This is a genomic window from Nonomuraea sp. NPDC049028 (assembly GCF_043197735.1).
In the GTDB taxonomy this organism is placed as follows: domain Bacteria; phylum Actinomycetota; class Actinomycetes; order Streptosporangiales; family Streptosporangiaceae; genus Nonomuraea.
In genome coordinates, this window is record NZ_JBICTR010000011.1 from 399,271 (window position 1) to 419,512 (window position 20,242).

16 protein-coding genes are annotated in these 20,242 nt (G+C 70.2%); 7 read left to right on the plus strand and 9 right to left on the minus strand.

Annotated elements, in window-relative coordinates; genetic code table 11:
- Positions 1-170: 170 nt before the first annotated feature.
- From ACGFJ2_RS40820 to ACGFJ2_RS40840, 5 genes are all read right to left on the minus strand, one after another.
- Positions 171-656 carry a hypothetical protein gene (locus tag ACGFJ2_RS40820; RefSeq protein ID WP_393477700.1) on the minus strand — a complete coding sequence of 162 codons (486 nt, stop codon included), beginning with the start codon at positions 654-656 and terminating at the stop codon, positions 171-173.
- A 2-nt stretch (positions 657-658) separates the two neighbouring features.
- A complete protein-coding gene (locus ACGFJ2_RS40825; RefSeq protein WP_393477702.1) occupies positions 659-985 on the minus strand; it encodes a PadR family transcriptional regulator in 327 nt (108 codons plus the stop codon).
- A 643-nt stretch (positions 986-1,628) separates the two neighbouring features.
- The gene (gene guaA, locus ACGFJ2_RS40830) at positions 1,629-3,176 is read right to left on the minus strand and encodes a glutamine-hydrolyzing GMP synthase (protein WP_357948376.1); all 1,548 of its coding nucleotides are present in this window, start codon (positions 3,174-3,176) and stop codon (positions 1,629-1,631) included.
- A gap of 87 nt (positions 3,177-3,263) precedes the next feature.
- The gene (locus ACGFJ2_RS40835) at positions 3,264-4,757 is read right to left on the minus strand and encodes a DUF885 family protein (RefSeq protein ID WP_357948373.1); all 1,494 of its coding nucleotides are present in this window, start codon (positions 4,755-4,757) and stop codon (positions 3,264-3,266) included.
- 44 nt (positions 4,758-4,801) lie between these two features.
- On the minus strand, positions 4,802-6,160 hold the full coding sequence (locus tag ACGFJ2_RS40840) for a pyridoxal phosphate-dependent decarboxylase family protein (protein ID WP_393477705.1): 1,359 nt from the start codon (positions 6,158-6,160) through the stop codon (positions 4,802-4,804).
- A 64-nt stretch (positions 6,161-6,224) separates the two neighbouring features.
- Between ACGFJ2_RS40840 and ACGFJ2_RS40845 the strand changes: the two genes are divergently transcribed.
- The gene (locus ACGFJ2_RS40845; protein ID WP_357948368.1) at positions 6,225-6,701 is read left to right on the plus strand and encodes an Lrp/AsnC family transcriptional regulator; all 477 of its coding nucleotides are present in this window, start codon (positions 6,225-6,227) and stop codon (positions 6,699-6,701) included.
- A gap of 33 nt (positions 6,702-6,734) precedes the next feature.
- Complete coding sequence (locus ACGFJ2_RS40850; RefSeq protein WP_358179539.1) at positions 6,735-7,472, plus strand: N-acetyltransferase; 738 nt, start codon at positions 6,735-6,737, stop codon at positions 7,470-7,472.
- Positions 7,473-7,702: 230 nt separating this feature from the next.
- Here the strand turns inward: ACGFJ2_RS40850 and ACGFJ2_RS40855 are convergent, their stop codons facing one another.
- Together ACGFJ2_RS40855 and ACGFJ2_RS40860 are read right to left on the minus strand one after the other, a co-directional pair.
- The gene (locus ACGFJ2_RS40855) at positions 7,703-8,461 is read right to left on the minus strand and encodes an MBL fold metallo-hydrolase (protein WP_357948361.1); all 759 of its coding nucleotides are present in this window, start codon (positions 8,459-8,461) and stop codon (positions 7,703-7,705) included.
- 55 nt (positions 8,462-8,516) lie between these two features.
- Positions 8,517-10,022, minus strand: coding sequence for a succinic semialdehyde dehydrogenase (locus ACGFJ2_RS40860; protein ID WP_393477710.1), 1,506 nt, complete (start codon positions 10,020-10,022; stop codon positions 8,517-8,519).
- Positions 10,023-10,095: 73 nt separating this feature from the next.
- Between ACGFJ2_RS40860 and ACGFJ2_RS40865 the strand changes: the two genes are divergently transcribed.
- Together ACGFJ2_RS40865 and ACGFJ2_RS40870 are read left to right on the plus strand one after the other, a co-directional pair.
- Entirely contained in the window at positions 10,096-12,234 is a 2,139-nt protein-coding gene (locus tag ACGFJ2_RS40865) for a serine/threonine protein kinase (protein WP_393477713.1), read from the plus strand.
- 38 nt (positions 12,235-12,272) lie between these two features.
- Positions 12,273-14,249, plus strand: coding sequence for a beta-propeller domain-containing protein (locus ACGFJ2_RS40870; RefSeq protein WP_393477717.1), 1,977 nt, complete (start codon positions 12,273-12,275; stop codon positions 14,247-14,249).
- A gap of 30 nt (positions 14,250-14,279) precedes the next feature.
- On the opposite strand, the gene ACGFJ2_RS40875 is transcribed toward ACGFJ2_RS40870, so the two are convergent.
- Both ACGFJ2_RS40875 and ACGFJ2_RS40880 read right to left on the minus strand, forming a co-directional pair.
- Complete coding sequence (locus ACGFJ2_RS40875; protein WP_357948350.1) at positions 14,280-16,010, minus strand: glycerol-3-phosphate dehydrogenase/oxidase; 1,731 nt, start codon at positions 16,008-16,010, stop codon at positions 14,280-14,282.
- 266 nt (positions 16,011-16,276) lie between these two features.
- Positions 16,277-17,047 (minus strand): DeoR/GlpR family DNA-binding transcription regulator, encoded by a 771-nt coding sequence (locus ACGFJ2_RS40880; RefSeq protein WP_357948347.1) that lies wholly within the window; start codon positions 17,045-17,047, stop codon positions 16,277-16,279.
- Between the two features lie 128 nt (positions 17,048-17,175).
- Here ACGFJ2_RS40880 and ACGFJ2_RS40885 point away from each other — a divergent pair, with 128 nt between their 5' ends.
- Genes ACGFJ2_RS40885 through ACGFJ2_RS40895 form a run of 3 tightly spaced genes read left to right on the plus strand, consistent with a single transcriptional unit; the run spans position 17,176 to position 20,152 of the window.
- The gene (locus ACGFJ2_RS40885; RefSeq protein ID WP_393477722.1) at positions 17,176-18,048 is read left to right on the plus strand and encodes an SIS domain-containing protein; all 873 of its coding nucleotides are present in this window, start codon (positions 17,176-17,178) and stop codon (positions 18,046-18,048) included.
- Positions 18,045-19,178: an N-acetylglucosamine-6-phosphate deacetylase gene (gene nagA, locus ACGFJ2_RS40890; protein ID WP_393477725.1), complete on the plus strand. Its 1,134-nt coding sequence runs from the start codon at positions 18,045-18,047 to the stop codon at positions 19,176-19,178. Before ACGFJ2_RS40885 ends, nagA begins: the two co-directional genes overlap by 4 nt.
- Positions 19,178-20,152 carry a 1-phosphofructokinase family hexose kinase gene (locus tag ACGFJ2_RS40895; protein WP_393477728.1) on the plus strand — a complete coding sequence of 325 codons (975 nt, stop codon included), beginning with the start codon at positions 19,178-19,180 and terminating at the stop codon, positions 20,150-20,152. The genes nagA and ACGFJ2_RS40895 overlap by 1 nt, the downstream gene beginning before the upstream one ends.
- Positions 20,153-20,242: the final 90 nt, after the last annotated feature.

Consider the following 20,242-nt stretch of genomic DNA (forward strand, 5'->3'; position numbering starts at 1 on the left):
CATGTTTTGGCCGGTCACCGTCGTGCCCGACCTACGCTCCCAGGTCTGAGCGGCTCGTGCGCGATTGGGGTGCCAGCTTGATACTCGGAGATCGCCCAGATCCCTCCCGCCCGGCGACAGGAGCCGACCGTGGATCTACTCCTGCGCGCTGCCGTCGACTTGGTGGCCGCCTATCGCGAGTCGCCTTGCACCTCCAGGTCGAATCCGTGTCTCCTCAGCTGGTAGAGGCGCAGGGATCGCTGCGGGAGGAAGCCGAGCATACGGATGAGCGGCCAGGAGATCACCGTGTAGACCAATTCGATGGGCATGAGCCCGATGAAGGCCCACAGGGGTGAGGTCGCGAGTAGCAATGTCGCGCACTGCCGCGCCAGGTAGCGCGAATCGAGCAGGTCGTCGCGTGCCCACCAGCGGTAGGCGTAGGGAAGGCGCTTGTGGAACAGGCGATACAGCGCCCAGTGCCACAGTGGCGGACGTTCGCGCAGGCGCAGTGCGATACCGCCACGTACGACGTCGAGCGAGTCGCGCAGGGTCGGCCTGGTCTGCTCCGGCTTCGCCAGGTCCAGCAGCGTGCCGATCAACTCCTCGCCCCGCGTCTGCCGATATCGGAGCGGATAGGCCCGCGCCAGGAGCCGGCAGCGGCGCTCGTAGGTATCCATGATCACGTCCCGGGTTGGAGTCGGGCGCCGAGGCGGCGCTGCGCGGTGGCGGCCAGGCGGGTCAGGCGGGCGGTCTCCTCGGTCAGGAGCTCGGCGCCCTGACCGGTCAGCTCGTAGTAGCGGCGGTGTCGGCCGTCCACGACCTCTTCGCCGACCACACGGGCGAGCCCCGCTTCGGTCAGGCGATCAAGTGCGCCATAGAGGGTGCCCGCGCCGAGGCGTATGCGGTCCTCCGACAGCTCGCGCACGGCTTTGATCACGCCGTAACCGTGCAACGGGCCTTCGGAAAGGGCCAGCAGCACGAGATAGCTCTGTTCACGTAGCGGCATATCCGATATATATCGCTAACCGTACTATCGGTCAAAGAGGCAAGCGGCCCCAAACTGAGCGCTTCGCCTGCCTCCGGCCTTGAACCGGTCTGCTGCGGGTTGGCTCTGCCAGGTCGGGTCCGAGTGACTAGGCCGGCGATGCCCTGGCGCGACGGCGAACGTGGTCGGTGGCGGGCTGAGCGGCCCCAGCAGTCCGCGTCGGCGGACAGCAGCATCAGGTAGGCCAGGGCACCGATGCCACTGTCCCTGACCGCCGCCCCCGCCTCGTTCGTGATCCGGGACAGCATGTTATGAGGCACCCGCGGACCCACCCGTTGGGCTACAAGCTCGGGCCTAGGACGTCACCAGCGGCAGTCGACAGTCGCCGCCCGTGACGGGACAGATGTCCAGGGAGTACTCCCGGTCAGCGAGAATCCGCTGAAGGGATGCTTCCACAAGCGAGCTCTGGAAGTCAGTGCGAATGCGGCGTGCGACCACCACGATGGTCACCTCCGAAGCGCCCGCGAGCAGCAGCGTGGCGGCTGCGGACTGCGCGTGACCGGCCGTGCGACAGGCACATCGGCCCGACGGGCATCCACACTGCAGCGGTAGCACCGGCATGACCTTGGCTTCGCAGGCACGCAGCCCGATCAGCGCTGCGACATTACTCCCACTCGATGGTGCCCGGCGGCTTGCTCGTCACATCGAGCACCACCCGGTTCACGTCGCGGACCTCGTTCGTGATCCGGGTGGAGATCCGGGACAGCACGTCATAAGGCACCCGCGACCAGTCGGCCGTCATCGCGTCCTCCGACGTCACCGGCCGCAGCACCACCGGATGCCCGTACGTACGCCCATCCCCTTGCACGCCCACCGACCGCACGTCGGCCAGCAGCACCACCGGGCACTGCCAGATCTCCCGGTCGAGACCGGCGCGCGACAGCTCCTCGCGGGCGATCGCGTCGGCCTCGCGCAGCAGGTCGAGGCGCTCCCGCGTGACCTCGCCGACGATGCGGATGCCGAGGCCGGGGCCGGGGAACGGCTGGCGCCAGACCATCGCCGCCGGCAGGCCGAGCTCCTCGCCCGCCCGGCGCACCTCGTCCTTGAACAGGGTCCGCAACGGCTCCACGAGCTTGAACTGCAGGTCCTCCGGCAGGCCGCCGACGTTGTGGTGTGACTTGATGTTGGCGGTGCCCGTGCCGCCGCCGGATTCGACCACGTCGGGGTAGAGCGTGCCCTGCACCAGGAAGTCGACGGGGCCGTCGGCCATGATGGCGCGCTGTTCGTCCTCGAAGACCCGGATGAACTCGCGGCCGATGATCTTGCGCTTCTCCTCGGGGTCGCTGACGCCTTCGAGGGCCTTGAGGAAGCGGTCGGCGGCGTCGACGACGCGGAGCTTGACGCCCGTGGCGCGGACGAAGTCGCGCTCGACCTGCTCGGCCTCGCCCTTGCGCAGCAGGCCGTGGTCGACGAACACGCAGGTCAGCCGGTCGCCGATGGCTCGCTGGACCATCGCGCCGGCCACCGCCGAGTCGACGCCGCCGGACAGCGCGCAGATCGCCCGGCCGTCGCCCACCTGCCGGCGGACCGCCTCGACGGCGTCTTCGACGATGTTGAGCATGGTCCAGGTCGGGCGGCAGCCCGCCGCGTCGAGGAAGTGCTTGAGCACCGCCTGGCCGTGCTCGGAGTGGAGCACCTCAGGGTGGAACTGCACGCCGTAGAGACCGCGCCCGGCGTCCTCGAAGGCGGCGACGGGCGTCTGCTGGGTCGAGGCGGTCACCGTGAAGCCCTCGGGAGCGGTGGCCACGCTGTCGCCGTGGGACATCCAGACCTTCTGCGCGGCGGGCAGCCCGGCGAAGATCACGCCCTCGCTGAGCACGTCGAGGTCGGTGCCGCCGTATTCGGCGACGCCCGTCTGGGCGACCTCGCCGCCCAGCGCCTGGGCCATGGCCTGGAAGCCGTAGCAGATGCCGAACGTCGGCACCCCTGTCGAGAACAGCCCCTGGGGCACGGCGGGCGCGCCCTCGGCGTAGACCGAGGAGGGCCCGCCGGACAGGATGATCGCCTTCGGCTTCTTGGCCAGCATCTCCTCGACCGGCATCGTCGAGGGGACGATCTCGGAGAAGACGTGGCACTCACGGACCCGCCTGGCTATCAGCTGCGCGTATTGCGCGCCGAAGTCGACGACGAGCACTGTGTCGAACTCAGACACCGAGAGGACCCCCCAAAGCGAATGCGGTGCCCCAAGTGTATCGGGGGGTGGCCCCAGAGAATGCTCCCGACCAGCCCGGGGCTGATCCTAGAGGATGCTGCCGATCAGCCCCAGCGGCGGCGAGCCCAGGTCGAACAGGGCCTTGTGGAAGCGCTGCAGCGTGAAGCCCGCGCCCCATTCCTTGCGCGCCTGCTCACGCAGGTCGAGGATGAGCAGCTTGCCCCAGGTGTAGCGGCCGTAGGTGGGGTCGAACGTGGCCCGCCTCGCCTCCGACAGCGCGGCCGGTCCGGCCAGGTGGGTGTCGGACCCGAAACGCCTGGCACCGTCCTCGACCGTCATCTGCCCGGTGTGTACGCCGATGGCGCAGGCCAGCCGCGTTACCCGGATCAACGCCTCCATCCAGACCCCGATCTCTACACGCGGATCCTGGGCCTCGAACCCCTCTTCGACGCAGAGCTCCTCGGCGTAATGCGCCCAGCCCTCGGCGAACGCCATCGAGTGCAGCAGCCGCCGCACGTCCGAGCCGGCCCGGCGCAGGGCGCGGCCGTGCGAGAAGTGCCCGGGAGCGACCTCGTGCACGTTGATCGCGGGCAGCGTGGTGTCGCTGAACACCTCCAGCCACTCCTCGGCGTCCTGCGCGGGCCAAGCGGGGTCGGGCGGGGTGATGTGGTACCAGGAGGGGCCCTCCGGTTCGCCGGGAGAGTTCCACGACATCATCGCCATCCCCCAGCGGCGCGACGGAGGCGCCAGGCCGACCAGGCACTCGCCGTCGTGGTAGGGCACCAGGTCCTTCTCGCGGGTGAACGCGAGGGCCTTCTCGGTGCCGATCCTGGCCGCCTCGATGACGCCGTCGGCGTCGGGGTGCTGCTTGACCAGCTCGCGTACGACGTCCAGCGGCGCCTCGCCCCGCCGCCCCAGCTTGGCGCAGGACTCGGTGAGCAGGGCCATGAGCCGGTCGCGCTCGGCGTCGGCGCGCTCGGCCAGCCTGCCGAGGTCGACGGAGAGCCCTTCGGTGTCGCCCATCAGCCGGGCCAGCGCGTCGCCGCCGAGCGACGCGTCGGGGTCGCCGACCGCCGCCGCCCGCTCGATGTGCGCGACCAGCAGGCCGTGCGCGTCGAGCGCGGCCTCGTCCGTGACACCGGCGGACAGTCCCTGTACGGGTGCGACCAGCGACCTCGCGACGGGCGCGCTGACCCGGTCGAGCGCCGCGATCGCGTACGTCACCGCCTCCGGCCAGCGCGCCAGGTGCGCGGCCTTGGCGGCCTCGCGCTCGGCCTGCGGCGCGTAGTCGCGGTCGTAGCAGGCCAGGTCGAGGTTCGCCAGATGCGGCAGCGGATTGCTCCGGTGCAGCTCCAGCTCGCCGTACTGGGTGCGTAGGCCGTCCTCGAAGACACGCAGATGCGCCGAGTCGTACGGGTCGGCGGGTGCGGCGCCCTCTCCAAGCCGCGCCAGCCCGGCCCGTACGCCTTCCGGCGACAGGTCCTGGATCTTGCCGTCGTACTCGTGCCTGCCGCCCGATTCGCGGGCGTCGGCGACGTTCAGATCCGTGATGGCGCGGAGCCTGGGGTCGAGTTCCGTCATGCCGCCGACGCTAGCGCACAGGAGCCCAGAAAGGACCTGGCCGATCAGCCGCCGTGAAGGGCCTCGATCGCGTCCAGCAGGGCTTCGAGCGTGGTGTCGTCCGTGGCCGGGGCCATGACCGTGACGCGTAGGTGGCGGACGCCGTCGAGCTCAGCCGAGGTGAGGTAGAAGGCGCCGTCCGCCATGAGGCGTTCGCGCAGGTCCGCGTGGTCGGCGTCGCCGTACCGGAAGCAGACGATGTTGCTCTCCGGTTCGTACGGCAGCGCGAACCCCGGCCGCCGGCGGGCCAGCTCCCAGAAGCGGTGGGCCGTGGCGTACTGGCGTGCGACGTACTCGCCCAGGCCGCGCTCGCCGCGCCAGGCCAGGTTCAGGAAGATCTTGAGCCCGAGCTCGGCCTTGGTGCACTCGACCGTGCGGCCGATGAGATCGAAGCCGCGCTCGCCGTAGAACAGGTAGCTGGCCTCCTGCTTGAAGGCCGCGTCGAGGTCGTTCTCCCTGCGTACGAGGACGGCGGCGGCCAGGGCAGAGGTACGGAGCATCTTGTGCGCGTCCCAGATGACCGAGTCGGCCAGCTCGATGCCGTCGAGCAGGTGCGCGTGGTCCTCGGCGAGCAGGGCGGAGGCGCCGTGCGCGCCGTCCACGTGGAACCAGACGTCCCGCTCGCGGCACCACTCGCCGATGGCGCGCAGGTCGTCGTACAGGCCGGTGCCCGTGGCGCAGGCGGCCGCGACCAGCGCCATCACCCTACGTCCCGAAATATCCGGCAATTTCGTGATGTCTATGCGTCCGAGGTGGTCTGTCGCCAGCGGCACCATAGCCCGCTGCCCCAGCCCGAGGATCGACGCCGCCCGCGACACCGAGTAGTGCGCCGACTCAGGCGCGAGGATCACCAGGTCGCCGGGCACACCGTCCTCCCATGCCTCGGGTACGGCCCGCGCCCGCGCAGCCAGCAGCGCCGTGAGGTTGGCCAGCGAGCCACCATGGGTGAGCACCCCGCCACCCTCCGGGAACCCCACCTTGGCCAGCATCCACCTCAGCACCTCGAACTCCACCGTGGCCGCCGCCGCGCCCATCTCATAGATGGCCATCGGGTTGTTCGTGGCGCCATGGATGAAGTCGGCCAGCGCGGCGGGGAAATCGGGCGAGGCGCTCTGGTGGCCCAGGTAGGCGGGGTGGTGCAGCCGGGTCCCCTCGCCGAGGAAGGTCCGCAGGAAGTCCCGGTAGGTCTCGGGCGTCATGCCGCCCTTGGCGATCAGCTCGCCGAGCCTCAGCCGTTCGGCCAGCTCACGGGGTGGGCGGCGGCTGATCGCGGGCTCGTCACCGCGCTGGCTGCGGTCCACGTAGGCCGCCAGCTCGCCGACCGTGATCCCGGCGGCTGCGGTGAACTCCTCGATGTTCCACATACCTCGAAATACTCGTCAATTGGGTGGCGTACGACTAGCCTTGCCGAATTGAGGGGCGGTAATCGTGCATAACGCCGAACTGGATTCGATCGACCTCGCGATCCTGGCCGAGTTGCAGAAGGACGCCCGGCTGCCCAACAAGGATCTCGCCGAGCGGCTCGGCGTCGCGCCCTCCACCGCGCTGGAACGCGTACGTTCGCTGCGCCGCCGCGGGGTCATCACCGGCTTCCGCGCCGCCGTCGACACGGCCCGGCTCGGCCGCCCGCTCCAGGCGCTGCTCGCCCTGCGCGTACGGCCGCACACCAGCCGGATCGTGGACCCACTGCGTACGTTCGTGCTGGGGCTGCCGGAGACGATCACGCTGTTCCACGTCGCGGGCACCGAGGACTTCCTGGTGCACGTGGCCGTGGCCGACGCCGACCACCTGCACCGGCTGGCCCTGGAGCGGTTCCTGATCCGTACGGAGATCGTGCACCTGCACACCACCCTGATCTTCAAGACCGAGCACCAGCCCGTCCAGCGGCCGGCCGAAATGGGCTGAGGGAAGATCGCGACAGGTGTGACAATAATCCGCATGTCGCTCCGGATCACCACGCTCGCCGAGCGTCCCGAGTTCGTGTCCGCGCTATGGGAGATGGATCACTCGTGGCGGGTCTTCATGTTCAACGACCCGATCGCCGACCTCTTCTATCCCGTCGCGGCGACGGACTACGCCGATTACGTGCTGGTGGCCGACGACGACGCCGAGCCCGGCCGGATGGTGGCCAGGGGCTGCATGATCCCCTTCCCGGCCGGCGACTTGCCCGATGACGGCTGGGACGGGGTGATCCGCCGAGGGTGGCTGGCCCGCAAGCTGGACCGCCCCCTTGACGCCGTCTCCGCGCTGGAGATCACCGTCAGGAAAGACCTGCTGGGCTCGGGGGTGTCGCCGGCGATGGTGGCCGGGATGCGGGACCACGCGGCGCGGCTGGGGTTCCGGGAGCTGGTGGCGCCGGTCCGGCCGAACCAGAAGCACCTCGAACCGCACACGCCGATGACGGAGTACGCCTTCAGGTCCCGCGAGGACGGCCTGCCGCACGATGCCTGGCTGCGTGTGCACGTACGGGCCGGCGGGGAGATCGTCAAGGTCGCGCCGCGCTCGATGGTGATACCGGGCACGCTCGCCGAGTGGCGCGAGTGGACCGGCCTGCCGTTCGACCGGACCGGGCCGGTCGAGGTCCCTGGGGCGCTCAGCCCGGTGTACTGCGACGTCGCCCAGGATCACGCCGTCTACATCGAGCCGAACGTCTGGGTCAGCCACCGGCTGGGCTGACGCGACCCCCCGGAGGTTCGTCACACCCACCGTCTCGATCTCTGTGACGGTCCGTGGTGGCTGGGGTCCTTTGAAGGAATACCCCCTTGCAGGGGGGAGAAAAGGAAGACGGTCCGTGGTGGCTGGGGCCCTTTGAAGGAATACCCCCTGCAGGGGGGAGAAAAGAGGACGGTCCGTGGTGGCAGAGGTCCCTAGAACGGGACCCCCTGCGCGAGAGCGAAAGAAGACGGCTAGGAGAGGGTCACCCGCTCGCCCGGCTCCAGCAGGTGCGCGCGGTCGCCGAGCCCCGCGAGGGACTTGATCAGCGTGTCCCGGCCCTGCGTGAAATGTCCCCAGTGCTCGAAGTGCAGCGGCACCACGTGACGGGCGCCCAGGATCTCGGCCGCCTCGGCCACGTCGTCGCTGGTCAGCGTCAGGTACGCGTCGCCCACCAGCGGCGTCCGCGCCCCTCCGGCGAACAGCACCGCCACGTCCACCGGCCCGACGCGTGCCGCGATGTCCCTGACCACGTCCAGGGAGGCGTTGTCGCCGCTCACGTACACGGTCGGCAGTGCCTCGCCGCTCAGTACGAACCCGGTCACCTCGCCCACCAGGTGCTCGCTCCCGTCGGGCCCGTGCTGCGCGGGCACGCCGGTGATCCGCAGCGCGCCGCCGCCGGGGCGTACCAGCTCGGTGTGCGTCCAGTTCGGCAGCGCCCGCACCGGCTCGCCGATCCGCTCGGCCGCCGAGCCCGTCGACAGCACCACCGGCGCCAAGGACAGGAAGGCGCGCCCGGCCTTGTCGAGGTTGTCGGGATGCTGGTCATGGGAGAGCAGTACGGCGTCCACGGTCCCGGCGTCGTCCGGCCCGAACGCCGGTCCGGCCGTCTTGATCAGCGCCCGGTTCCCGATCGGGTAGTCGCCGGGCGGGTCGAATGTGGGGTCGGTCAGCAGCCGCACCCCGCCGATCTCCAGGACCGCGGTCGGGCCGCCGACGTAACGAATCTCCATGGAGATCATGACACCCGCGCCGCACGCGGTATTCCGCCCCGCATCCCTCACATACCTACTTAAGGCGCAGCCTCTTCATCGTCTTGAGCGTGGTGACCAGGGCGCCCGCCCATTTGTCGTACGTCATGCCGAAAGGCGGCTCGAATCCCAGCCACGTGGCCTGCGAGGCGACCGTCTGCGCCTCGGTGTAGCGGAGGAGGCCCTCGGCTCCGTGCCGGCGGCCCAGCCCGGACGCCTTCATGCCACCCATCGGCGCGTCATAGGAGGCGTACGCCGAGCCGTACCCCTCGTTGATGTTGACCGTGCCCGCCTTGATCCGGGCGGCGAGCGCGCGCCCCCGCGCGAGGTCGGAGGTCCAGACGGAGGCGTTGAGCCCGTAGATGGTGTCGTTGGCCAGCGCCACCGCTTCGTCATCCGAGGAGAACCGGTAGAGGCCGACCACCGGGCCGAACGTCTCGTTGCGGCAGAGCCGCATCTCCTCGGTGATCCCGGAGAGCACGGTGGGCTCGTAGAACAGCGGGCCGAGGTCGGGCCTGGCCTTGCCGCCGGTCAGCACGGTGGCGCCGTGGGCCACGGCGTCGTCCACGTGCGCGCTGACCGCGTCCAGCTGGCGCCGCGAGGTGAGCGAGCCCATCTGGACCGACCAGTCGTGGCCCGCGCCCATCTTGAGCTCGGCGGCCTGCGCGGCGAAGCGCTCCGCGAAGGCGTCGTACACGGCGGTGTGCACGTACAGGCGCTCGATCGACAGGCAGAGCTGGCCCGCGTTGGTGAAGCAGGCGCGGATCGCGCCCTGGACGGCGAGGTCCAGGTCGGCGTCGTCGAGCACCACCATCGGGTTCTTGCCGCCGAGCTCCAGCGAGCAGCCGATGAGCCGCTTGGCGGCCTCCTCGGCGATCTTCCTGCCGCCCCGGGTGGAGCCGGTGAAGGCCACATAGTCGGCGCCGTCGAGCAGCGCGTCGCCGACCTCGGCGGGCTCGCCGAGCACGACCTGCCAGACCTCGCGCGGCAGGCCCAGCTCGGCCAGCAGGTCGATGGTCCACAGCGTCGACAGGGCGGTCTGCGTGTCGGGCTTGTGCACGATGGCGTTGCCGGCGAGCAGCGCGGGCACGGCGTCGGTGACGCCCAGGGAGAGCGGGTAGTTCCACGGCGTGATCAGCGCGACCACGCCCTTGGGCCGGCGCAGCTCCGTCACCCGGGTGGCCACGGGGAAGATGCCGGCGCGCCGGCGCGGGGCGAGCAGGCCGGGCGCGCGCCGGGCGAAGTAGAGGCTGCAGCCCGCCACGTCCAGCACCTCCTCGAAGGCGTGCTTGCGGGCCTTGCCGGTCTCGTTCTGGACGATGTCGAGGATCTCGTCCCTGCGGTCGAGGATCGCGTCGTGCAGCAGCAGGAACGGCCGCGCCCGCTCCGCGACCGGCCGCGCGGCCCACTCCGCCTGCGCCGCCCGCGCCTTCTCATATGCCTCATGTACGTCATCCACCCCGGAAACCGGCAGGTCGGCAAGGGGTTCTCCGGTGAACGGTGCGGTGATCTCAGTCGTCTTGCCGCTGGACGTCACATGCATGGCAGCAGGTTATTCCGGATCGCTACCGGCGGGTAGTTTTTGCCAATCCATGGCATGGGGACAGAATCCCTTTATGCCTTCCTTCGCGCCACTCAGACCGGGAGACCCCGAGAGGCTCGGCGGTCTGCCTCTCCTAGGACGGCTGGGCGAAGGCGGCCAAGGCGTCGTCTACCTGGCCAGAGACCCGGCGGGCACACACGTGGCGGTCAAGTGGCTGCGCCCCGACCAGGCCGGCGACGAGGTGAGCGTGGGCCGGTTCCTGCGCGAGGTCCAGGTCGCCCAGCAGGTGGCGCCGTTCTGTACCGCCGCGGTGCTCGGCACGGGCATCGAGCACGACCGGCCGTACATCGTCAGCGAGTTCATCGAGGGCCCCTCCCTCCAGCGGGTCGTCCAGGAGGAGGGCCCGCGCACCGGCACGGCCCTGCACCGCCTGGCCATCGGCACGGCGACCGCGCTGGCCGCGATCCACCAGGCCGGGATCGTGCACCGTGACTTCAAACCGGCCAACGTGATCATCGGCGCCGACGGGCCAAGGGTGATCGACTTCGGCATCGCCAGGGCGCTCAACGCCACCTCGACGATCAGCAGCATGCCCGTGGGCACGCCCTCGTACATGCCGCCCGAGCAGGTGATGGGCCACACCGTCGGACCGGCGGCCGACCTGTTCTCGTGGGGCAGCACGATCGTGTTCGCCGCCTCGGGACGCTCGCCGTTCGGCAGCGACACGATGCCCGCGGTGATCAACCGGGTGCTGAACCACCAGCCGGACATGAGCGGGCTGCACGGTCCGCTGCTCGACGTGGTGGCCGCTTGCCTGTCCAAGGATCCGGCGCAGCGGCCGACGGCGGAGCAGGTGATCATGCGCCTGCTGCAGCACCCGGTGCCCAACTCCGGCATGCTCGCTCAGGCCGCGGCGGCCGCCGCCCCGGCGGAGCCCTGGCAGGCGGCGCCCTACGGTCAACCGCCCGTGACCGGTCAACCTCTTCACATGGGGCCGCCCTCCATGCCTGGAGGGCCGCCTTCGGTGCCCGGCCACCACCACGGACCGCCGTCCATGGGCGGCGGCGGATACCCGCACACGGGCGACCACCGGCCGACGCACCCGAGCCCGTACACCGCCGGACACTCCCAGCAGAAGAAGAGCAGGGCGCCCATCGTCATCGGCGTGACCGTGGCCGTCGCGCTGCTCGTGCTGGCCGGCGTCGGCGTGGTCATCAGCCAGACCAAGCCCCCGGCCGCCACACTGACCGCCAACAGCCGCGCCTCCACCACGGCGTCCGCCAGGAATCCCAGCACCACGCCGCCGGGCGTGCCGCGGAGGGGCACGAAGCGGGCAATACCCGGCGGCGCCATTTCTCTGTACGAGAATTCGGCCGACCCGATCACGCTGACCTCGTACGAGGTCTACAACAAGAAGGCCGACGACTGGATCGACTACGCCCGCAACTCGCTGCGCGGCACGTTCACGAAATACTCCGGCAACTGGGAGACGCTGGTCTCGCCCGACGGCCACTCCATGGTCGGCCGCGGCCGCAACTACACCTCCGACAACTACGACTCGGTGATCATCACCGACCGGCGGTCCGGCGACAGGACCTCGATCAAGACCGTCCGCAAGCCGTTGATCAGCAGCATCCGCGCCTGGTCGAAGGACGGCAAGAAGATCCTGCTCAACATCGAGAAGGAATCGGGCAAGGACTGGCTCTACCTCGGCTTCGTCATCGTGGACGTGGCCGCGGAGGACGCCAAGGTGGTCACCGTGTCCGACACCTCGATCCGCAAGACCGCCTTCGGCTGGGACGGCGAGGAGGAGGGCGTGGTCAACATGTCCCCCGGGCGGGGCCTGCGCTTCTTCGACACGAGCGGCAAGGCCACCCGCACCATGGCGAACATCGGCTCACTGGCCTCCGGCACGCAGGACATCTTCTCCCCCTCCGGCAAGGTGTTCATCACGAACTGCCCCAAGGGCGGAGACGGCGACCACTGCGTCTGGAACACGGAGATCGGCAACCGGGTCCGCCGGTTCACCTCCGACTGCGACAAGGTCCTCGGCTGGTACGACGAGACCCACCTCTACTGCTGGGAGCAGGACAACTCCACCAGGGACGAGATCCAGGTGGTCGACTTCCAGGGCAAACTGGTGCGCAAGCTGCTCGACATCCCCGAGAACCTTGACTTCAGCCCGGTCTTCACGGTCGACCCCCCTGGATGATCGTGAACCGCTCGGCGCGGAGATCCGTCAATGAGGTCATGAAGACGCTGATCCGTACGGTCGTGGCCGGGGCGGCCCTCGCGACGGCCATCTCCGCCTGCACCTCGGCGCCGGGGGGCACCACGCCCGTGAAGCAGCGCCTGCAGGTGCGCCTGGTCTCCTACAACGGGTGCGACGACATGCTCGCCGGGCTGCGCGAGCACGCGGCGAGCAACGTCGGCCAGTGGGGCTTCGGCGGCCCGGTGCCCATGTACATGACCCGCCAGAAGTCCATGGAGGCGACCAACGACGCCGCCCCGGAGCACTCCACGACCAACACCCACGAGGCGGGAGTGGACGAGCCCGACCTGGTCAAGACCGACGGCAACCGGATCATCACGGTCGCGGGCGGCACGCTGCGGATCATCGACACGGCCACCAGGAAGATCACCGGATCCGTCAAGCTCACCAAGGCCGACGAGCCCGCCTACGCCCCCGCCGACCTGCTCGTCTCGGGCGACCGCGCGCTGGTGCTGTATCGCGGGGGCGACATCATGTACAAGGGGTTCGCGCCTGTCGGCGAGACCAGATACCTGCTGGTGGACCTGTCCGGTGAGCCCAAGGTGCTCGGGACGATCAAGCCGCAGGGCACGTACGTGGACGCCAGGATGGTCGGCTCGACCGTCAGGCTCGTCACCCGCAGCCAGCCCGACATCACCTTCCCGGAGCCGAAGCAGAACGCCTCCGAGGCCGAGATGAAGAAGGCGAACGCGGACGCGGTACGCCGGGCGCCGCTCGACGCCTGGCTGCCCAAGATCCAGATCACGGACGCGGCCGGGACCGTCACCAAGAAGACGGTCGACTGCGCGCGGGTCAGCCATCCGGCCGACTACACCGGCACCTCGCTGCTGACCGTGCACACCATCGACCTGGCCCAGGGCCTCACGGAGGCGGGCACCGACCCGATCAGCCTCGCGGCCGACGGCGACACGGTCTACGGCACCGGCCAGAGTCTGTACGTGAGCAGCAATCCGCGCTGGTGGTGGCCGGTGCCGCTGGCGGCCGTGGAGGACACACCCCAGGCCCCCGCCACCGAACCCGACCCGACCGAGCCCAGCCCCTCGGCCAAGGTCACCCTCAGCCCTTCGGCCCAGACCACCGTCAGTCCCGAGCCCACCCCGACTGCCCCGCCTGAGGAGACCGAGGTTCACCGGTTCGACATCAGCAAGCCGGGTCCGCCCTCCTATGTGGCCTCGGGCAAGGTGCCCGGACGGCTGCTGAACCAGTACTCGCTGTCGGAGTACGACGGCAACCTGCGCGTCGCCACCACGCTCAACTCCGAGGCCCAGAAGACCAGCACCAGCAGCGTGTACGTCCTCAAGGCCGACACCCTGGACAAGGTCGGCGAGGTGGGCGGCCTGGGCGAGGGCGAGCGCATCTACTCGGTCCGGTTCATCGGCCCGGTCGGCTACTGCGTCACGTTCAAGCAGGTAGACCCGCTCTACACGCTCGACCTGCGCGACCCGGCCGCCCCCAAGGTGACCGGCGAGCTGAAGATCACCGGCTACTCCGCCTACCTCCACCCCGGCGCCGACGGCCGGCTGATCGGGATCGGGCAGGAGGCCAGCGAGAAGGGCAGGACGCTCGGCACGCAGATCTCGCTCTTCGACGTCAGCGACCCGGCGAATCCGAAGCGGCTGTCGCAGATGTTCCAGAAGAACTCGGGCTCCGAGGCGGAGTGGGACCCCCACGCGTTCCTGTACTGGCCCAAGACCGGCCTGTCGGTCATTCCGCTCAACACCTACGCGGAGAACAAGGAGGAGATCGGCGCCGTGGTCCTGAAGATCGACGACGCCGCGGTGACGAAGCTCGGCATGATCAAGCATCCGGTCCAGCGGCCGAAGGACGGGGCGTACCAGCCGAGCATCCAGCGCGCGATGGTCATCGGCGACTCGATCTGGACCGTCTCCACGGACGGCGTCCAGGTCAACGACGCGACCACGCTGGCCGAGCAGGCGTACATCCCGCTCCACTAAAAGCCCCAATGAGAGGGCCGTTGAAAGGCGTCACTGCTCCGGGAGGGCGACCGGCACGATCTCGGGTGCGCCGAGTCTGATCGCGTCGGCCTCCTGGTCGGTGTCCTGCTCCTGGGACAGGCGTTCGGCCTCGACGCGCTTGGTGAAGTACTCGACCTCGCGCTTGACCTGCTCCCCGTCCCAGCCGAGCGGCTGGGCGAGGAGCTCGGCGGCCTCGTGGGCGCTGGCCAGGCCACGGTGGAAGGTCTCGATCGAGATGTGCGTCCGCCTGGTCAGTACGTCGTTGAGATGCCTGGCGCCCTCGTGGGTGGCCGCGTAGACGATCTCCGCGCGCAGGTAGTCGTCGGCCCCGCCGAGCGGCCGGGCCAGCGACCTGTCGTGGTCGATCAGCTCCAGGACCTCGTCGACGAGCGAGCCGTACCGCTGGAGCAGGTGCTCGATGCGGGCCACGTGCAGGCCCGAGGTGTGGGCGAGCCGGTGCCTGGCGTTCCACCGCGCCTGGTAGCCCTCGGCGCCCACGAGCGGGATGCGGTCCGTGCACGACCTCGGCACCCGCTGGTCCAATCCGTGGGCGACGGCGTCGACGGCGTCCTTTGCCATAACCCGATAAGTCGTATATTTCCCGCCGGCGATCATCACCAGACCGGGAACCGGATGCGCCACCACGTGCTCACGCGACAGCTTCGACGTCTCCTCCGACTCACCCGACAGCAGCGGCCGCAGCCCCGCGTAGACGCCCTCGACGTCGTCCCGCGTCAGCGGCACGGACAGGACGGCGTTCACGTGGTCGAGGAGGTAGTCGATGTCGACCCGCGACGCCACGGGGTGCGCCTTGTCCAGCTTCCACTCGGTGTCGGTGGTCCCGATGATCCAGTGCCGCCCCCACGGAATCACGAAAAGTACGGATTTTTCGGTGCGAAGGATGATTCCGGTGAGCGAGTGGATCCGGTCGCGCGGCACCAGCAGGTGGACGCCCTTCGACGCCCGTACATGGATCTGTCCCCGGCCGCCCACCAGCTCCTGGATGTCGTCGCTCCACACGCCGGTCGCGTTGACCACCTGCCGGGCGCGTACGTCCAGCTCGGCGCCGCTCTCCAGATCGCGCACCCGCACCCCGGTGACCCGCTCCCCCTCGCGCAGGAACCCCACGACCTGGGCCCGTGGCGCCACGTGCGCGCCGTAGGTGGCCGCCGTACGCAGCATCGTCATCACGTAGCGCGCGTCATCGACCTGCGCGTCCCAGTACTGCACCGCGCCCGTGAACGCGGTCCGCTTCAAGGCGGGCGCCAGCCGCAACGCCCTGCTCCTGGACAGGTGCCGATGCCCCGGAACCCCGCGAGCCAGCCCCGTGGCGAACCCCAGCGTGTCGTAAAGGGCCACCCCCGCCCCCACGTACGGGCGCTCCCACCCGAGGTGGGTCATCGGAAACAGGAACGGCACCGGCCGGACCAGATGCGGCGCGATCCGCTGCAACAGCAGCGCCCGCTCCTGCAGCGCCTCTCTGACCAGCTCGAAATTGAGCTGCTCCAGGTAACGCAGGCCGCCGTGGATCAGCTTGGAGGATCGCGACGACGTACCGGAAGCGAAGTCGCGCGCCTCCACCAGGCCGACGTCGAGCCCTCGGGTGACGGCGTCGAGCGCGATCCCCGCGCCGACGACTCCCCCGCCGACCACGACCACGTCGAGTTCCTGTGCCCCCATCCAATCCAGCGCCGAGGTCCGCTCTCCAGGCCCAAGCCGGGCGATTCCCCTTCCCGCCATGCCCCTCCTCTTACCCGCCGCAGGCTCTTCTGCGACAAACTCCACTCTTTTCTTGTACGGCACGTATGGGCTACTCGCCACCCGCCGACCATGGCTGGGGTCCTCAGGAGAAGGCTCTTGTACGGCAAGCATGGGTTACCCGCCACCCGCCGACCATGCCTGGGGTCCTCCAGGAGACGGCCTCTGACCGGATGGTGGCCGAGCGCCGTTACGGCCCGCGGAAGTGTTGGGGAACACCCTGAGGCGGAGGCGGGAATGCGGGGGCGTCAGGCGCGGATGACCTTTACCCCCGCGTCGGTCAGCTCGCCGGCGAGGGAGTCGGAGAGCTGGGCATCGGTGACGAGCGTGTCGATCTGGTTGATGGGACAGATGCGGGAGAACGCCCGCTTACCGATCTTGGAGGAGTCGGCCACCACCACGACCTGCGCGGCACGACTGATGAGCAGGTGGTTGACGCTGGCCTCCCCCTCGTGGTGGGCCGAGGCGCCCAGCTCCACGTCGAGCGCGTCCACGCCGAGGAAGGCCACGTCGAGCGTCACCTGTTCGAGCACGCCCGACGCCAGCGGACCGATGAGCTCGTAGGACTGCGGCCTGGCCACGCCGCCCGTGACCACGATCTTGACGTGCTGGCGGACCGTGAGCTCCGAGGCGATGTTCAGGGCGTTGGTGACGATGGTGACGCCCGATTCGAGTGCTGGGCTGGTGGCCAGCGTGCGGGCCAGCTCGGAGGTCGTGGTGCCGCCGTTGAGCCCGATCACGGCGCCCGGCGAGACCAGCTCGGCGGCCGCCGCGGCGATGAGGTGTTTCTCGTCGGCGTGCCGGGCGGTCTTGTAGCGCAGCGGGAGGTCGTAGCTGACGCTCTGCGCGACGGCCCCGCCCCGCGTGCGCATGAGCATCTGCTGCTGCGCGAGCTGGTCGAAGTCGCGGCGGATCGTGGCGGTGGAGACGTCGAGCTCCTGGGCGGCCTCCTCGACGGAGAGCCGTCCTTCCTGCGCGAGCAGCTCGAGAATCGCGTTCCAACGATCGTAGCGGGACACGATGCCTCCCCTTTGAGATCCGTCGGGCCAAGCGTGGCACAACCTGGGAGGTCAAGCCACCGGTGCAAATTTCTGCTCCTTTATGCTATAAAAACAGCAGAAACAATCAATCGCCGGGGAGGCAAGTGGTGACCACCCACACCGAGGCCGAGATCGACTCCCAGCCCGAGTGCTGGCGTCGCGCCGTCGCGGACGTACCCGTCGACGCGCTGCCCCGCCCCGGTGAGCGGGTCGCCGTCGTCGGCTGCGGGACGTCGTGGTTCATCGCGATGGCCTACGCCACCCTGCGCGAGCGCGCGGGGCTGGGCGAGACCGACGCGTTCGCCGCCTCGGAGGCCCCCACCGGCCGCTCGTACGACCGCGTGCTGGCTCTGACGCGCTCCGGCACCACGACCGAGGTGCTCGAACTCCTGCGCAGGACCGACGCCAGGACCACGGCCATCACCGCCGACCCGAGCACGCCGGTCATGACGGCCGCGGACGACGTCATCGTGCTCGACTACGCCGATGAGCAGTCGGTCGTGCAGACCCGGTTCGCCACCACGCAGCTGGCCATGCTCCGCGCCAGCCTGGGCGAGGACCTCGCCCAGGCGATCGCCGACGCCGAGCAGGCCGTGGCGGCCCCGCTCCCCGCCGAGCTCACCGACGCGGAGCAGTTCAGCTTCCTCGGCATCGGCTGGTCGGTCGGCCTGGCCCAGGAGGCCGCGCTGAAGATGCGTGAGGCGTCACGGTCGTGGACCGAGGCGTACCCGGCGATGGAATACCGTCACGGCCCCATCAGCATCGCCGGCCCCGGCCGGGTCACCTGGATGCTCGGCACGGCCCCCGAGGGCCTGCGCGAGCAGGTCGAGGAGACCGGCGGCACGTTCTTCCAGACCGGCCTCGACCCGATGGCCGAGCTGATCAGGGCGCAGCGGGTCGCGGTCGCCAGGGCGTTCGCCAGGGGTCTCGACCCGGACGAGCCCCTGCACCTCACCCGATCTGTGATCCTTTCTTCATGAGCCTTACTCTTGCCGACGCCCGCATCGTGACTCCCGAGGGAGTCCACGACGGATGGTTGACCATCGAAGACGGCCGCATCACGCACGTCGGGCACGGAGCCGCCCCTCGCGCGGGCCACAGCCTGGGCGGGCGGCACGTGGTGCCCGGCTTCGTCGACCTGCACAACCACGGCGGAGCGGGCGGCTCGTTCCCGACCGGCGAGCAGGACCGAGCGCGTGACGCCGTGGCGCTGCACGAGCGCCACGGCACCACGACGATGGTGGCCAGCCTGGTGACCGGCGCGCTCGACGACCTGGCCCGCGCCACGTCGTCATTGGCCGAGCTGTGCGACGACGGCCTGCTGGCCGGCATCCATTTCGAAGGCCCGTACATCTCACGGGCCCGCTGCGGCGCCCACAACCCCGGGCTGCTGCGTGAGCCGTCTCCTCGGGAGTTCGGCGAGCTGCTGAAGGCCGGACGCGGGCACGTACGCATGCTGACCATCGCCCCCGAGCTGCCCGGCGCCCTTGAGACGATCCGCATGGCCGCCGCCGAGGGCGTGCTCGCCGCGCTCGGCCACAGCGACGCCACCTATGAGCAGGCGCTGGCCGGCATCGAGGCCGGCGCGACCGTGGCCACGCACCTCTACAACGCGCTGCCGCCGCTCGGCCACCGTACCCCCGGCCCCATCGCCGCGCTGCTGGAGGACGAGCGGGTCACGATCGAGCTGATCAACGACGGCGTGCACGTGCACCCGGCCATGCTGCGGCTGGCCTACGAGGTGGCCGGGCCCGCCAGGACCGCGCTGATCACCGACGCGATGGCCGCCGCCGGCATGGGCGACGGTACGTATGTGCTGGGCTCCATGGACGTGATCGTCACCGACGGCGTCGCCAGGCTGGCCGAAGGCGACTCGATCGCGGGCAGCACGCTCACCATGGACGTGGCCTTCCGCCGCGCCGTCCAGGAGGTGGGCCTGACGCTGTCCGAGGCGGTCCAGCTCACCTCACTGACGCCGGCCCGTGTGCTGGGCGTCGCCGACCGCGCCGGCTCGATCGCCGTGGGCAAGGCGGCCGACCTGGTGGTCCTGTCCGACGAGCTGGAGGTAGCGGGTGTGATGAAGCGCGGAGCCTGGGTCGTGGAGCCCTGATGATCCTCACCGTGACGCTCAACGCCGCCCTCGACGTCACCTACCAGGTGCCCCGCGTCGACTGGGACGGGGTCAACCGCGTCGCCGCCGTACACCGGCGGGCCGGCGGCAAGGGCGTCAACGTGGCCCGCGTCCTGGCCGCGCTCGGCCAGGACGTGCTGGTCACCGGCCTCGCGGGCGGCCCGACCGGCCAGGCCATCGAGGCCGACCTCCAGGAGGCCGGACTGCCGCACGCCTTCGTGGGGATCGCGGCCGACTCGCGCACGACGCTGGTGGTCGCGGATTCCGGCCAGGCCGTGGCGGGCGACGAGCGGGGTCCCGGAGCCGGGGCCGGGGCGGGCGTCGGGCGGGGTTCCGGAGGCCAGACCGCGCTGTTCAACGAGCCGGGGCCGGAGGTCACGGCGGTCGAGTTCGGGCGGATGGTCGGCCGTTTCACCGACCTGTTGGCCACGGCGGAGGCGGTCGTCATCTCGGGCAGCCTGCCCAGGGGTGTGCCGCTCGACGCGTACGCGACGCTGGCCGCCGTCGCCGCCGAGCACGGCGTGCCCGCCATCGTGGACGCCGACGGCGAGCCGCTGCGGCACGCGCCCGGTGGCCGCCCCTCGATCGTCAAGCCGAACGCCGAGGAGCTCGCTCGGGCCGTTCCGGAAGGCGGTCCCGAGGAGGGCGCGCAGGCGCTGCGCGGTCGCGGGGCCGAGTCGGTGGTCGTGTCGATGGGTGCCGATGGTCTGCTGGCCGTCACGCCCGATGGGATCTTCCGGGCGCGCATGCCGTACAAGGTGGAGGGCAACCCGACCGGTGCCGGTGACTCGCTGGTCGCCGGGCTGGCGCTGGGGCTCGTGGAGCGGTCCCCGTGGCCCGAGCGGCTCATCCGGGCGGCGGCACTGGGCGCGGCGGCGGTCGCGGCGCCCGTGGCGGGCGACTTCGACCGTGACGTCTACGCCGACATCCACCCCCGCATCGTCATCGCCTGAGAAACCGCCTTCACCGCCTGAGCCTTCGTCGTCCGAGCCCTCGTCGTCCGAGCCTTCACCGTCTGAAGAATCGCCTGAGGAACCGTCAAA